Consider the following 14,675-nt stretch of genomic DNA (forward strand, 5'->3'; position numbering starts at 1 on the left):
CGCCAGAGAAAGGAAATCCGGCATGGGTCCGGCAGCTGCCGGACCAGCCTGGGCCAAATCGCTATGAGAAGAGACGGTGCCGTGTCCTCCCCAAACCCCAGCCAGCGAACACTTCCCCGCGGGTTCCGGAGCCCACTGCTGCCTGGCCTGGCGGTGGCTGCGATCGCCGTATCATCCGCATGGCTCATACACTTGGCCGTTCCCGTGATCCCTTTCCTCACAGCGGCCGTCATACTGGGCATCCTCAGCGCCAACCTGCCCGGGATCAGCACCGCCGTTGAAGGAATCCTGCAGCCGGGGCTGACGCTTTCCGCCAAACGGTTCATGCGGCTGGGAATTGTCCTGCTTGGCCTCAAGCTCAGCCTCGTGGATGTGGCTGAGTTGGGCTGGAAAACGCTAGGCATAGTGGTCGCAATCGTGGTGCTGACCTTTGCGGGCACGCTGATCCTCGGTAAGGCGCTGAGGCTCCCGGGCGACCAGCCCATACTGCTTGCAGCGGGGTTTTCCATCTGCGGTGCCTCCGCGATTGGGGCCATGGGTGGAGTAACCAGAGCCGACCACCGCGCTACGGTGGTGCCTATTGCGCTTGTCACTTTGTGCGGAACGCTCGCCATTGCAGCCCTACCTGCCCTGAAGGGGCCACTGGGCCTGGACACTGTGACGTTCGGATATTGGGTCGGGGCCAGCGTTCATGACGTAGGCCAGGTCGTAGCGACAGCACAAACGGCAGGACCGACCGCCCTCGCGGCCGCGCTGATCATCAAACTGACGCGTGTGCTGCTGCTGGCTCCGATGGTCACCGGGGCATCTGTGGTGGACCGGTACCGCCGTCGGCATAAAGCGAACGCTCCCATGGACCGTGGCACTCCCACCAAGGCTGTTGTAGCCCCCGGGATCAAGCTACCGCCGCTTATCCCGCTTTTCGTCGCGGGTTTCATGCTGATGATCGTTGTACGTACCCTGGGTTTACTTCCTTCCTCAGCCCTCGAAGCGGCCGGCATAGTCCAGGACCTGCTCCTCGCCGCAGCCCTCTTCGGCCTCGGAGCCTCGGTGCGGCTCCGGTCGATGCTTCGCACAAGCGGTCGGGCCATTGTGGCGGCCATGCTCTCATGGGCACTCATCGCCGTCCTGGCTTTTGTCGGCGTGCAACTCATCTGACCAAGATGGGCATTTCAAGGCTGCTGTTAAGTGGCCTCATCCAGGATCTGGGCCAGGTGCAGCCCACGTCGGTCAGTCAGGTCTTCCAGCTGCGTCCGGCACGAGTAACCGTCCGCAAGCACCAGGGCATCGGGGGCTGCGGCCTGGACTGCAGGAAGTAACTGCTGCTCGGCGACAGCGACGGAAATGTCGTAGTGCCCTTTCTCGACTCCGAAGTTCCCTGCAAGGCCGCAGCAGCCGCCCAGCTGTTCGAGTTCCGCACCAGCATCCTTAAGAAGCTTTGCATCCGCGCTCCAGCCCATCACCGCGTGGTGGTGGCAGTGCGGCTGGGCTACCACGGGTTGCCCGGCCAGGGACGGCGGGCTGTAGTCCGGGAGCGACCCGAGGTACTCGGCGAGGGTATGGGTGGCGTTGGCAACCTTTGCCGCGGCATCCCCACCCACCAGTTCGAGCGCGTCCGATCGCATAACGGCAGTGCAGGACGGTTCGATGCCCACGATTTGGATGCCATTCACCGCCGCGGCGGCAAGCGTCTCCACAGTCTGACTCAGAATTCTTCGGGCGCTGTCCAATTGACCGGTTGAAATCCAGGTGAGCCCGCAGCACAGCGGTTCAGCAGGAACGATGACTCGGGCTCCGCTCCCCTCCAAGACCCGTACAGCGGCCTGACCGATTTCCGGCGAAAAATAGTTTGTGAACGAATCCACCCACAGCAGTACCTCGCGGGCGGGCTCTCCGGCTATCTCCGGCCGTGAAGCAAACCACTGATGGAACGTTTCCGCAGCAAAATGCGGAATACTGCGCCTGCTGTCCACTCCGGCCATTCGAAGCCCAAGCCTGCCCACCCCCGGTAGACGCGTCATAGCGTTGACCAGCCTGGGAGCCTTGGACGCTAAAGCCGCCCAGCGCGGCAGCCATCCCAAGGTGTAGTGCGTCATCGGCCGGAGCCGGCCCTTGTAACTCTGGTACAAAACCTCTGCCTTGTATGAAGCCATATCCACGCCGGTTGGGCAGTCCGAAGCGCACCCTTTGCAGGAAAGGCACAGGTCCAGCGCGTCATGCACTTCCGGCGCCCGCCAGTCAGTAGTCCCTTTGCTGATCATCTCCTGCAAAACCCGAGCACGCCCCCGTGTTGAGTCTTTTTCTTCCCGCGTTGCGAGAAAGGAAGGACACATGACGTCGTCGCCGAGATTGTCCGCCCTGCATTTTCCGACTCCAGTACACCTGTGGACGGCTTGGCTGAAATCGCCTCCGTCGTCGTGGTATCCCAAGGCGAGTCCCTTGGTCACTGGGTGTGCCCGTGCTACTCGAACGTCGCCGTCTAATGCCGCCGGCTCCACTATCACGCCGGGATTCAGGATGTTGGCCGGATCCATGATGTGTTTCACGTGGGAAAACATCCTGAGGGCATCAGGGGAGTACATGTACGGCAGCAACTCGCTGCGGGCACGCCCGTCTCCATGTTCCCCGGAAAGCGACCCCCCATAACGGGCTACCAGTTCGGCTGCTTCCGTCATGAACTGCCTGAAAACCTGCAGGCCGTCCGGGGCTGCCAGGGGAAAGTCGAGGCGGACGTGGACACATCCGTCGCCGAAGTGACCGTATGGGAAGCCGGTAAGGCGATGACTGGTCAACAGCTTGTCGAAATCGCGCAGATAATCACCGAGTTTCGCGGGCGGGACGGCCGCGTCCTCCCATCCAGAGTGGGCGGGGGCACCCACCGGGGACCGCCCGGCGAGCCCTGCTCCATCCTCACGGATCTTCCAGAGTCTGGCAGCCTCGGCTTGCCCTGTCACAATTCGGTTGTCTACTGCCACATCCAGCAGTGCTACCTTTTCCGCCCGGTCCCTCACATCATTCGCGTCGTCACCGGAGAGTTCAACCAAAAGCCAAGCAGCTCCTGCCGGAAGGTCCGGTATCGCTGCAGCCCCTCTCCTACTGGCCACAACGTCGACGATCCTCCGGTCCATCCCCTCGCAGGCTGTCGGTGAGAAGCCCAAGACTGGAATGACAGCGTCCCCGGCAGCTCCGATGTCTTCAAAGCCCAGAACAACCAGCGTCTTGTATTGCGCGTCAGCAACCAGCCGAACACCTGCTTCCAGTACGACTGCCAGTGTTCCCTCGCTACCTACGAGAGCCCGACGCAGATCAAACCGCTTCTCCGGCAGCAGGTGCTCCAAGGAGTAACCGGATACCTGACGGCCGAACTGGCCCAGCTCTGTTCGTATGGTCTCCAGACCTCCTGCCACTAACCTCCGCAGGGCATCCGTTTGAGGGGTCACCGGCGTCCCGTCCTGGCCGAGGAAGATCCGCTCCCCGGAACCTGTGACGACGTCAAGGTGCATGACGTTATCGCTGGTGCGGCCATAAGCCAATGTGCGGGACCCGCAGGCGTTGTTGCCAATCATTCCGCCGATGGTGCACCTTTGGTGCGTAGACGGGTCAGGGCCGAAGCGAAGGCCCTGAGCAAGCGCCTTCTTCTGCAGCGTTGCATGAACAGTCCCCGGTTGAACGATCGCAGTGCGCGTATCGGCGTCAAGGGACAGCACTCTGTTCATATACCGACTGAAATCCATAACGACGCCGCTGCCGACTGCGTTACCAGCCACAGAAGTACCAGCGCCGCGCGCGGTAAGGGATATCCCACGCTCGCGGCAAGCTTCCATTGCGGTCTCCACCTCATCAGAGTCCTTAGGGAACATCACCACTGCGGGCTCCACCCGGTATAAGGACGCATCGGAAGAATAGGCTGCCCGAGAGAGCGCATCGTCCCGTACATCCGAAATTCCGAGGGACCGCAAAAGGGAAGGAAGTGAACGAGGTGTCTCCAGTGACATGACCATGAGTAGCATGTTACATGCTGCAGTCCACATAAAAAGGCCCAGTGAGTAAAATGAAAAACATGCCGCAAATTCCCATGACGCCGCTCGAGGGAAATCCCCCTTCCCTCACGGAACGTGCAATCGATGCCATACGAACGGCGATAAGGGAGGGAACACTGGTTCCCGGCGAGCTGTATTCGGTTTACAGCCTGGCTGAAAGCCTCGGGGTTTCCCGAAGTCCCGTGCGGGATGCCCTGCTACGACTGGCCGAGACCAGGATGGTCAGGTTTGAGCGCAACCGCGGTTTTCGTATTATCATGCCCGGCCCGAAGGAACTGGTTGAGATCTTCGCCGTCCGCCTGGCGCTCGAGGTACCCGCCGCACGCATGGCGGCACGCTCCGATGAGAGTGCCCGGGATGCGCTTCGTGCCGCGTTTGATGACCTGCAATCAGCCGCCGACGCCGACAACGAATCACTGTTTATGCTCCGCGACCAGCAATTGCACGGACTGATCCTGACGATGGCCGGCAACGTGCTGGTACGGCGAACAGTGGAAACGCTCCGCGATGCCATTCGCTTGGTTGGTGCCTCCACAGCAGAAAAATCCCGGACGCTACACAGCATCCAAGCGGAGCATGCGCCGATAGTGGAAGCCATCATCCGCGGGGACGGAACCAGCGCTGCATCGGCTATGGATTATCACCTGCGCGAAACTGGTCTGCTGCTGACGCGCGAGGCGAGTCGCCAGGAAGGCGAAGGGCGGGATGCGGAAGCTCTTTGGAAGGCCATGACCGCTTAACGCCCTACATCCCCGGAGCCTTTTGAAGGCTCCGGGGATGTTAACGGTTCGTCATACGGTTTTAGTATCCGTCAACGGCGTCTTTTCCATAGCGATCACCTCCGCTGCGTCGTCCGCTTCCGTATGCATGTCGCGGCGACGAATGGCCAGGGTCGACACGACACTAATTAGGGTGACGGCACCGATATAGCCCACGATCCAATGAACGCCGCCATCGGCTTGCCCCAGCAGATAGACCAGTATGAGCGGTGTTAGGCCCGAGGCGACGATCCCCGACATCTGGTAGACCACGGAAATGCCGCTGTACCGTACCCGCGTTGGGAATAGTTCTGCAAATAGTGAGGCCTCAGGCGCGTAAATTACCGGATATATGATGCCCAAGACTAGAACAATTGTTCCTCCAACGATCAAAACGTTGCCAGTGCCAAGCAGTAGGAATGCTGGCCAGGACGCTAGCCCCAGAACCACCACTCCCGCCGCATACATGTGCCGCCGATCCACCCGGTCCGAGAGCCGGCCCATGAGCGGAATCATGCCGACCATAACCGCGGCGGCTGTCATCACGGACAGCAACAGTGTTCCCTGACTTAGCTTCAGCGTTCCCGTTCCATAGGTAATGACGAAGACCGCCCAGGTATTGAAGGCAACACCTTCAGCCCAGCGGGCTCCCATGCCAAGCACCATGTTCCGCCTTGACTTTTTACTCTTGACCAGCTCAAGTGCAGGAATAGTTGCGCGAGCTTCGGCCTCCTGGAGTTTCTGGAATGCGGGAGTTTCCATCACCTTCAGCCGGATAAACAGCCCCACAATCACCAGTACGGCACTGAGCAAGAAAGCTATTCTCCATCCCCAGGCCAGGAACGATGCATCACTCATCACTGCGGCCAAGAACGCCAGGACCCCGGTGCCCATCATTAGCCCCAGAGCCAGTCCAATTTGGGGCAGACTACCGTACAAACCCCGCTTACCCTTAGGCGCATACTCAACAGCCATAAGCACGGCCCCACCCCATTCCCCGCCCACAGCTACTCCCTGGGCGAGCCTGAACACGATCAACAGGATCGGTGCAGCAGCGCCGATCATCGCATAGGGCGGTATGACGCCGATCAGGAACGTCGCGACGCCCATGATCATCATCGTGGCAACGAGGGTCTTCTTACGCCCCACCCTGTCTCCGATGTGGCCGAAGATAAGCCCTCCCACCGGGCGGGCAACGAAGCCAACAGCAAAAGAAGCGAAGGCCAACAGAGTGCCGACCAGCGGGTCCTCACTAGGGAAGTAGAGCTTGTTGAATACAAGTCCTGCGGCAACGCCGTAGAGGAAGAAGTCGTACCACTCAACAGTGGTTCCGACGATGCAGGAGACGATCACGGTGCGGAGATCTTTTTTTGAAATGACTACTGCACCATTCTGGGACTCCGACCCCGCGCTCACAGGGACTCCTGAAAGATGCCGTAAAGGGCGTCTCTGGTGACCAGGCGCGGGACCACAGCCAGTTGACGGGATTGTTTCATGGTCCCGTCCACGAGCTCGTCAAGGTCGGCCTCCGTATAGCCAAAACTTCGAAGGCCCTCAGGCATCCCTATTTTCCGCATCAGTTCTGAAAGGACGTGGGGAAGGGCATCAGCTCCATCCGTGGCTGTAAAGGTCTGCCCCGAAAGCAGCTCTGCAGCTCGAAGATGCCTGGCCGGGTCACCTTCATAAGTCCAGCGGAACACGGCTGCCGCCGTTGACGACACTGCCTGCCCGTGAGGCACCATCGGCATCTCGGGGTACCCTTCTGCCCGGTAGTTCTTCACGGCGCCCGCCACGGGATAGGCATTCGCATGGGGCAGATGGGTGCCCGCATTACCGAAACCTGTACCCGCGGACGCTGAGGCCAGCGCCATCTGGTATCGGGCCTCACGGTCGTCACCGTTGGCTACGGCAAGGGGGAGGTACTTGCCTGCGAGCCGCAGGGCCTGTTCACACCAGATGTCACTGATCGGGTTCGAACCGCAGAATGCTGGCCGTTTCATCGGGTCCGCCGGTTTGGGCTTTGAATCGAAAGGCACACAGGTATAGCTCTCCAAGGCATGGGACAGCACATCCATACCGCTTGATGCCGTTACCTGGCTGGGCAGTGTAAGAGTTGTCAGCGGGTCGACTATGGCCATTGTGGGTCGAAGTTTCGCATGACTGATGCCGGCTTTTAGGTGGAGCCCCAGAAAGTCGATTACACAGATTGTCGTGGACTCCGAACCCGTTCCGGCTGTAGTCGGAACGGCAATGAGCGGTTTCAGCGGTAGCCACGGCGCCTTGCCACCTCCGATCGGGGGAGTTACAAAATCCAACAATTCGCCCGGGTGCGTGGTGAGGAGGTTAACCGCCTTTGCGGTGTCGATGGCGGACCCGCCGCCAATCGCTATATAGCAGTCCCAATCCTGTTGACGTGCGTAGGTCACGGCCGCGTTAATGCTGGCGTCCGTGGGCTCAACCGCTACCCCATCGAACACTTCACACTTAATCCGGCACGCTAATACCAATTCCCGGACGCGTTCGGGAATTCCGGTGTCCCTCACCCCTGGGTCAGTGATTATGAGGCACGATGTCGCGCCCAAAGCCGCCACCTCAAGGCCGATCTCATCCAGCGCGCCATTCCCGAATTTCAGAGGAGGCGCGGCCCATGTAAAAACTGTTTCAGTTGAATCTTCAGTGTTCATAACGGACCTCGTTGTCTTCGCTATGTGTGGAGGGTCCCCACATAATGGACACACTCTAGGGCGAGAGAGGCAACTTGTGAAGTACCTCACATAATCAAGATGGTCCTGCCCGCCGTCGAGCAGCAGCGATATGGCACCGAGGAGCTCACACGCGTGGTTTGTGCGAGTGCATCTGCCGCGGATTCACATCGCTAGTGCAAGCAAGCGGTGGTTAGGGAGTCGCCGGAAACATTCGGCATGACCTGCTGACGTTTGCCCGCTCAGCGGGATATCGCCCGATCGACGGGGAGGAACCGGGCAGCTTCTGCTGCAATCTGGGCAGCGCGCTTACCGAGCTCGCTCGTGCGTTGCTTCGACATTCGGACCGCAGGGACCTGAACAACAATCGCCGCCTGAGCGTTTCCAGACCTGTCAAGTATCGGAGCGCCGACGCAGCGTACGCCGTCAACGTTTTCCTGCTCGTCTGTGCTGTAACCGCGTCGCCTGACCGAGGTAAGAGCCCGTTCCAGGTCCTGCGGTGTTTCAAGAGTATGGGGAGTCAGCTTCTCCAGCCGGGGTGGCAGATCCCTGATATAGGCGTCCCGCTCGGGTGTGTGAGCAAGTATCGCCTTCCCAGATGCAGTCGTATACAACGGGAATCGAGCACCGGGGCGCTGCTCGAACCTCAACGGCAGTGTGGACTGAACCCGCATCATCACCACTGATTCATTCCCGTCGCGAACCGATAGGTTTACTGATTCCCCGGTCTCAGCGTTCAGCTGCTCAAGCAGTGGCAGCATCTTGTCGATCCCAAAACTCCGCTGCGCAGCTTCGCCGAGGAGAACAGCACCCCTACCGAGGAAATAACAGTCAGTTCGCGGGTTGCGGGCAATAAAATCCTCTGCAACCAAAGCCCGGATGATCCGATTAGCAGTTCCCGAGGACAGGCCTAGCGTGGTGCCGATTTCGTTGCCGCTGAGCTCTCCAGAGGCAGAACCGAGGAGTTTCAATACGCTGAGCGCTCGGCCCACCGCCTGCGTTCCGGCGGGCGCTCGATCAGTCATTCCGACAGTCTACCGCTGGTTGAATCCTGATTCGTGTCACAAATCACCATTGTCTGCTGGCCCTGCTGTCGGTCCTGGCCATCGTGTTATTGGCCCCTCCAGCCGAGTCCGAGGATCGCCGTCGACTCCCCATGCTGCCGGCGTTTCATGTGCAGAGCTACCCCTCATGCGGGTCAAGCTGATCGACTTCACCGAAACCACCCTCACCCGGCCGGCCGCTCCGGAAGAGGTCACCAGTGTGGTCCTCTTCCTGGCCAGCGACGAGTCCAGCTTCTCCACGGGTGCCGAGTTTGTGGTCGACGGCGGGATCACCGCCGGGAAGATCTACAACGTCTAAACCGGCGGTGTTCCGCGGACCGGCCGGACGGGCTGCTGCAGCTCCGTGACCCAGTCCGCCTGGTCATCGGAGGCCGCACGGATATACACCTCGCGGCACGGACCCGAGAGCACAAAGCCGCGGGCAATGGTCTCTGTATGCACGGCCTGCCAGCTTTCCCCTATGCGGTCCATGGCGCCGAGGTGGACACCGCAGATGGCGGTCGGGACGGACGGCAGATCCACCAGCTCCACGCCGTCGGGACCCGCAGAGGAGACGGCATACCCGGCCATGATGTGCATGCCGTTTTCGCTCGTCTCGTACTGGGCGATCGGCCTATCCAGGGATGCACCCGTGGGTGCCAGGGCCTCCGCCACGGCATCGAACAACGGCCCGACGACGGCGGCCACCTCGTGCTGTTCGGAAACGACGGCGGTGCGGGCGGCCAAACGGACCGCAGGCAGGGACTTCTGCACGATTTCGATCTGGGACATGGCATTTTCCTTTTCAATGAGATGGAGCCGCCGTTCCACGTCGAGGAGCCTCGCGGCCGCCGTCCGCTGTTCGCTCTCCACCTCGGCCCGCCGGATGCGGAGCATCCGGGCGATCCGGTCGGCGTCGACGCCGGCATCGAGAATGGAGGCAACTTCCTCCAGGCCGAAGCCGAGCTGGCGAAGGGCGACGATCCGGTGCAGCCGTTCCAGCTGGGAGGGATCGTAGGAGCGGTAGCCGCTGAACTCGTTCACGTGGGCCGGGACGAGCAGCCCGGCGGTGTCCCAGTGCCGCAGCATGCGGTGGGTCACCTGGCCGATCTGCGCGAAGGCTCCGATGGATAACATGTCTCAGTTCTCCTGCCTGCCACTGTGTCAGGGTCAAGCACTTAGATGGCGCGGCCCCCAAACCCGGTAATCGCGGCGAACACCAGGAAGTAAATCAGCGTTTGGAAGATAGCCACGGTGATGGCGCACATAACCACGTTGACCCAGCCGAGCACCTTGCCCGCACTTGCAGGGACATTCAGCGCCTCGGCTTTCTGGGCGTAGTAAATGGCCATGGGACCGAGGACGAATCCAGCGACAAACAGGCCGAGCACACCGAAGAGCAGCGACTGGTTCTTGAAGCTCTCCCCCGCTGCACGCCCGCTGGGCCGCTGGGCCGACATCGGGTAGGACGGGAACTGCGTCTGCGTCTGGGTCCGGTCTTCCGTTTCCGTAGTCGACGGGTAGGGATACTGGTCATTCTGCGGGTCGGGGTGGGGCGTGGACACTGAAGCCTCGTTTCTGCGGTGCTGCGGAATTGCGTTTATCCTAGGGCTCTTCGGTCCCATCCGGAGCATAACGCCCTAAGCAGCAGGCCTTATTGTCGCCGGCCGCGCGCCGTCGTCCGCGGGCCATTCCCGAGCAGCCGCCCGGATAAGCTGTTGCAATGACAGCCCTTACTCGCGGAACCTCAGTTGCGGCGCAGCTGCAGCAACTCATTCTGGACAACCCGGGCATGGAGCTTTTTCTTGAAGCCTTCGCCGGACAAGCTGCTGAACTTTTCAGCGACCCGGACCAGCTGCTCTGCAGCATCACCCTGAAACGGGACAAACGCGCCCAGACGGTGGCCAGCAGCAGCACCGAGGCCAATCAGCTCGACGAACTCCAGTACGGGTACGGCGACGGGCCGTGCCTCTACGCGGCGGAGAGCGGAGAGCTGACGCTGGTGGCCGACACCCGCACCGGTTCACGCTGGATCGAGTATTTCGAGGCTATCCATGGCCTGGGCTGCTATTCCGTGCTCGCCGTACCCCTGCTCATTGGTGACGACGGCGGCGCGGCCCTCAACCTCTACGGCAAGAGCACCGGCATTTTCACCGATGATTTCGTGCATGCCGTTGAGGACTATGCAGCGGAAGCTGCCGTGACCCTGCAGGTTGCCGTTCAGATTGCGAACCACAAGGAGGTCAGCGACGATCTGCGTAAGGCCATGGAGTCCCGCACCGCCATCGACATTGCCGTCGGTATCGTTGCCGGACAGAACCGCTGCAGCCAGGGGGAAGCCTTTGGCATCCTCCGGCGGGCGTCCAGCCACCAGAACATCAAGCTCCGCGAGCTGGCTGAACGGCTGGTCGAATCGGTGACCGCCGCCAAGGTAGCAACCCACTTCGCGTAGGAAGCCCTCCTGGCCGCGGCCAACTAGGTAGCGGTGTTCCGAATACTCTCCCGCAGCTCCCCGAACGGTTCCCAGAAGAAATCGAAATGCTCCTGCGGGCTGCTCAGGAACCGCTGGGTGAACACGACGCCGATATCCCCGTTGGGAAAAACGGCGGCGCTGGTCCCGGATCCGCCGGCCCAGCCCCACATGCCCGGCTCGGACCAAGGCGCCCCACGCCCGGTCTGTACGGCGGTCATGAATCCCCAGGATTCGTCCGGGCCGGCCACTTCGGCCACGCCGACCTGCTGCGGGGAGGTCAACTGGTCCGCCGTCATTTCGTGCCGCAGCTCGGCCGGCAGCACCGTGTCATCCGCGAGCCCGGCGAGGAAGCGCACGAAGTCCGGCACGGTGGAAACCATCCCGCCGGCCAGGGACGCGAACTTCGGCGGTCCCGCCAGCGCATCCCGGTAGGACACCGCCTCGAACAACCCGCCGTCGTCGTTAACCGCGTACACCACCGGGAAATGTTCGGTGCCCGTCGGGAAGCCGGTGCCGGTCAGCCCGAACGGTTCGCTGATCCGCTCCTGCACCAGCTGGTCCAGGGGCGTGACAGTGGCTGCCGCGAGCAGGACCGAGAGCACGTCCGCGCTGGCGTGGTACATCCAGCGCTCCCCCGGCTGGTAGGCCAGCGGCAGGCTGCCGAGCCGGGTCAGGTACTCCTCGGGGGTCATGTCCGGCGGGTTGGGTCCCCAGAGGAAATCCTGGGTGGCCGCCACATACGGGGTCGGATCGAAGTCGACGCCCAGGCCGGCGGTGAAGGTCAGCAGGTGGCGCACCGTGACGGGTCCGCGGGCCGGGACCGTCAGCGTCAAAGGGGCATCCGGAGTGGCCAGCACCCGCAGGTTTGCGAGCCGCGGCAGCCACCGTCCGGCCTCGTCATTCAATCCCAGCGCGCCGTCGGCCACCAGGCTCATGGCCAGGGCGCCGCCGAACAGTTTGCTCAGCGAGGAGATGCGGAACGGAGTGTCCTCGGCCATCGGCTCGGACTGGTCGAGTCCCAGCGAGCCGGTGGCGAAGATTTCGGTCTGCCCGTTGATCCGGACCCCTGCCACCAGTCCCGGACACCAGCCCGATTGGACGGTCCCGGTCAGAGAATCCCAGAGGGGTGCGGCGATGCCTGGCATGCCTCAACTGTCCGCTTCCGCGGGGCGGGGAGTCAACGGATGGGGCCGCGGTTGCGTCGGAAAGGATGATTGCGAATGCGCCGTCCCGGCGCCGGCTACCCCTCGTGTCCCCTGACCGCTCCATAGATCAGCAGGTCCCGCCGCTGCCCGGAAATCTCCATGTAGCTGCGCAGTAGTCCTTCCTGCGCAAAACCCGCGAGTTCGGCCGAACGGATCGAGGCGGTGTTCCACGGCTCGATGTACGCCTCCACGCGGTGCAGCTCCGGAATAGTCCAGGCGAATTCCAGCAGTGCCCGCAGGGCGTTGGCAGCAAACCGGTGCCCCCGGGCGGTTGGCATGATGCCGTAGCCGGCCTGGGCACGGCCGTGCTGCAGCTCCCACCCCCAGAGTCCGATCTGCCCCACGCACTGATCGGTTTCGGCATCCGCGACGGCAAAGGAAAAGCCTGTTCCCGCGGCGTGCCGCTGCCGCTGCTGTTCCAGCCACTCCAAGGCCTGCCCGTGGGTTGCCCGCGCCGGAAGGCTCCCCACCGTGGGGACGTACTTGTCCTGGGCCAGCTCCATGGCCATCCCGACGTCGGTGTCCCGGAACGCGCGCAGCCTCACGTTGGCATACTGCGGCTCGGCCGAAGGCCATGGGGGAATGCCGGTGGTGGTTTCCATGGCCACAGCCTGCCACAGCCGCACCTGCGGTGGCCGGAGGCTCGGCTTGCCCCGGCCGGTCCTGCTTACTTCCGGCCGAACAGTTTCCCGAGCCAGCCGCCGGACGGCTGGGCGCCGGCCGTAGCTTTTCCGGCGTCCCCGCCGCAGCTGCAGCGGTCCGCCTTCGACACCCCGCGCATCACCTGGTCAACGTGGTTTCCGCATCCGGCCCACGTGGTCTTGCCGCATTTGCGGCACTTTACTGCTCGGCACATTTTGCTTGTTCCTTGGCTCGTATTCCTACCGGACATTGCGTCCCTCCACCATGGTTGCAGATACCCCCTAGGGTATGCAAAGCGCACCCCTCGGGTTTGCGGACATACCCCCCTGGGTATTACCGTCGAAGCAGGACGGATACCCCCGGGGGTGTCTAAAAACCCCACAAAGGAGATTCCATGCTGCTCGAACGCATCTATGACGAGGACCTGGCCCAGGCAAGCTACTTCATCGGCTGCCAGCGCCAGGGCGAAGCCGTGGTGGTGGACGCCCGCCGCGACATCAACACCTACCTGGAGCTCGCCGCCGCCAACGGCATGCGCATTGTCGCGGTCACCGAGACACACATCCATGCCGATTACCTCTCCGGCACCCGCGAGCTCGCGGCCGCCACCGGCGCCGAAATGTACGTTTCCGGCGAGGGCGGCACGGACTGGCAGTACCGCTTCGAGGCGGCCCGCCTACACGACGGCGACACGGTTCCCCTCGGCAACATCACCCTCCAGGCCCTGCACACCCCGGGCCACACGCCGGAACATCTTTCCTTCCTGGTCACCGACGGCGCCTTCAGCAGCGAACCCGGCTACCTGCTCTCCGGCGACTTCGTTTTTTCCGGAGACCTGGGCCGCCCCGACCTGCTGGATGAAGCCGCCGGCGGCGTGGACACCCGCTTCGAAGGCGCCCGGCAGATTTTCCGCAGTCTGCAGGAAAAGTTCCTGACCCTGCCCGACCACGTGCAGGTCTACCCCGGCCACGGCTCGGGCAGCGCCTGCGGCAAGGCGCTCGGCGCACTCCCCTCCACCACCGTGGGCTACGAACGCCTCTACGCGTGGTGGGGCAAATACCTTGCCGCCAATGACGAGCAGGGCTTCGTGGATGAACTGCTCGACGGGCAGCCTGATGCGCACGCCTACTTCGGCAGGATGAAGCGCGAAAACCGGCAGGGTCCGGCCGTGATGGGCGAACGCGCCCCGCTGCAGGAACTGTCCGCGGACGACGTCGCCCGCGGCCTGGCGCAGGACACCCTCACCTTCGTGGACACCCGCTCGAACGGAGAGGTCCACAAGGGAACCGTGACCGGATCGGTGAATATCCCCGCCGGCACCAAAACCGCCAGCTTCGGAGCCTGGGCCGTGGACCCCGAAACCGACCACCGCCCGCTGGTGCTGCTCGCCGCCGATCAGGGCTCTGCACAGGAGATGTGGGACCACCTGGTCCGGGTCGGCATTGACCGGGTGGCCGGCTTCGCCACCACCATGGACGGCCTGCCGCAGACTCTGCCGCGCCTGATCCAGCCGGAGGAGCTGGAAGGCTTTGACGCAGCCCTGGTCCTTGATGTCCGCAACCGCACCGAGCACACCGCCGGACACATCCCCGGTTCGAAGCAGCTCAGCGCCGGCCGGGTGCTCTGGAACCTGGACCAGCTGCCGGACGAGGGCACCATCGTGACCTACTGCCAGAGCGGCGTGCGCAACTCCGTGGCCGCCAGCGCCCTGCGCCGGGCCGGGTACGACGTCGTCGAACTGGACGGCAGCTACGCCGGCTGGTCCGGCATGCAGGCCCGTATCAACAGCTGATTTCCGCTGGCAGGGGCGGC

The 14,675-nt window shown here is 62.7% G+C and carries 13 protein-coding genes; 5 read left to right on the top strand and 8 right to left on the bottom strand.

Annotated elements, in window-relative coordinates; genetic code table 11:
- Positions 1–204 precede the first annotated feature (204 nt).
- A complete protein-coding gene (locus tag N2K99_RS15390) occupies positions 205–1,158 on the top strand; it encodes a YeiH family protein (RefSeq protein ID WP_260554686.1) in 954 nt (317 codons plus the stop codon).
- 26 nt (positions 1,159–1,184) lie between these two features.
- Here the strand turns inward: N2K99_RS15390 and N2K99_RS15395 are convergent, their stop codons facing one another.
- Entirely contained in the window at positions 1,185–4,001 is a 2,817-nt protein-coding gene (locus N2K99_RS15395) for an FAD-binding and (Fe-S)-binding domain-containing protein (RefSeq protein WP_227932780.1), read from the bottom strand.
- A gap of 50 nt (positions 4,002–4,051) precedes the next feature.
- On the opposite strand from N2K99_RS15395, the gene N2K99_RS15400 reads away from it, so the two are divergent.
- A complete protein-coding gene (locus tag N2K99_RS15400) occupies positions 4,052–4,780 on the top strand; it encodes a GntR family transcriptional regulator (protein ID WP_227932944.1) in 729 nt (242 codons plus the stop codon).
- A gap of 51 nt (positions 4,781–4,831) precedes the next feature.
- Here N2K99_RS15400 and N2K99_RS15405 read toward each other — a convergent pair whose 3' ends face one another.
- From N2K99_RS15405 to N2K99_RS15415, 3 genes are all read right to left on the bottom strand, one after another.
- Positions 4,832–6,214, bottom strand: coding sequence for an MFS transporter (locus N2K99_RS15405; protein ID WP_227932779.1), 1,383 nt, complete (start codon positions 6,212–6,214; stop codon positions 4,832–4,834).
- The gene (locus N2K99_RS15410) at positions 6,211–7,482 is read right to left on the bottom strand and encodes a hydroxyacid-oxoacid transhydrogenase (RefSeq protein ID WP_227932778.1); all 1,272 of its coding nucleotides are present in this window, start codon (positions 7,480–7,482) and stop codon (positions 6,211–6,213) included. Before N2K99_RS15410 ends, N2K99_RS15405 begins: the two co-directional genes overlap by 4 nt.
- 260 nt (positions 7,483–7,742) lie before the next feature.
- Positions 7,743–8,525 (bottom strand): IclR family transcriptional regulator, encoded by a 783-nt coding sequence (locus tag N2K99_RS15415; protein WP_227932777.1) that lies wholly within the window; start codon positions 8,523–8,525, stop codon positions 7,743–7,745.
- A gap of 166 nt (positions 8,526–8,691) precedes the next feature.
- Between N2K99_RS15415 and N2K99_RS15420 the strand changes: the two genes are divergently transcribed.
- Positions 8,692–8,862, top strand: coding sequence for an SDR family oxidoreductase (locus tag N2K99_RS15420; protein WP_374200020.1), 171 nt, complete (start codon positions 8,692–8,694; stop codon positions 8,860–8,862).
- Here the strand turns inward: N2K99_RS15420 and N2K99_RS15425 are convergent.
- Complete coding sequence (locus N2K99_RS15425) at positions 8,859–9,680, bottom strand: MerR family transcriptional regulator (RefSeq protein ID WP_227932776.1); 822 nt, start codon at positions 9,678–9,680, stop codon at positions 8,859–8,861. The two genes, N2K99_RS15420 and N2K99_RS15425, sit on opposite strands and share 4 nt — an antisense overlap.
- Before the next feature lie 41 nt (positions 9,681–9,721).
- On the bottom strand, positions 9,722–10,108 hold the full coding sequence (locus N2K99_RS15430) for a hypothetical protein (protein WP_227932775.1): 387 nt from the start codon (positions 10,106–10,108) through the stop codon (positions 9,722–9,724).
- 158 nt (positions 10,109–10,266) lie between these two features.
- Here N2K99_RS15430 and N2K99_RS15435 point away from each other — a divergent pair, with 158 nt between their 5' ends.
- Positions 10,267–10,995 (top strand): GAF and ANTAR domain-containing protein, encoded by a 729-nt coding sequence (locus tag N2K99_RS15435; RefSeq protein WP_227932774.1) that lies wholly within the window; start codon positions 10,267–10,269, stop codon positions 10,993–10,995.
- A 23-nt stretch (positions 10,996–11,018) separates the two neighbouring features.
- Here N2K99_RS15435 and N2K99_RS15440 read toward each other — a convergent pair whose 3' ends face one another.
- Positions 11,019–12,161: a serine hydrolase gene (locus N2K99_RS15440; protein WP_227932773.1), complete on the bottom strand. Its 1,143-nt coding sequence runs from the start codon at positions 12,159–12,161 to the stop codon at positions 11,019–11,021.
- 95 nt (positions 12,162–12,256) lie between these two features.
- The gene (locus N2K99_RS15445; protein ID WP_227932772.1) at positions 12,257–12,823 is read right to left on the bottom strand and encodes a GNAT family N-acetyltransferase; all 567 of its coding nucleotides are present in this window, start codon (positions 12,821–12,823) and stop codon (positions 12,257–12,259) included.
- A 434-nt stretch (positions 12,824–13,257) separates the two neighbouring features.
- Here N2K99_RS15445 and N2K99_RS15455 point away from each other — a divergent pair, with 434 nt between their 5' ends.
- Complete coding sequence (locus N2K99_RS15455) at positions 13,258–14,655, top strand: rhodanese-like domain-containing protein (protein WP_227932770.1); 1,398 nt, start codon at positions 13,258–13,260, stop codon at positions 14,653–14,655.
- The last annotated feature ends 20 nt before the right edge of the window (positions 14,656–14,675 follow it).

The sequence above is a fragment of the Arthrobacter sp. zg-Y1110 genome (assembly GCF_025244865.1).
In the GTDB taxonomy this organism is placed as follows: Bacteria; Actinomycetota; Actinomycetes; order Actinomycetales; family Micrococcaceae; genus Arthrobacter_B.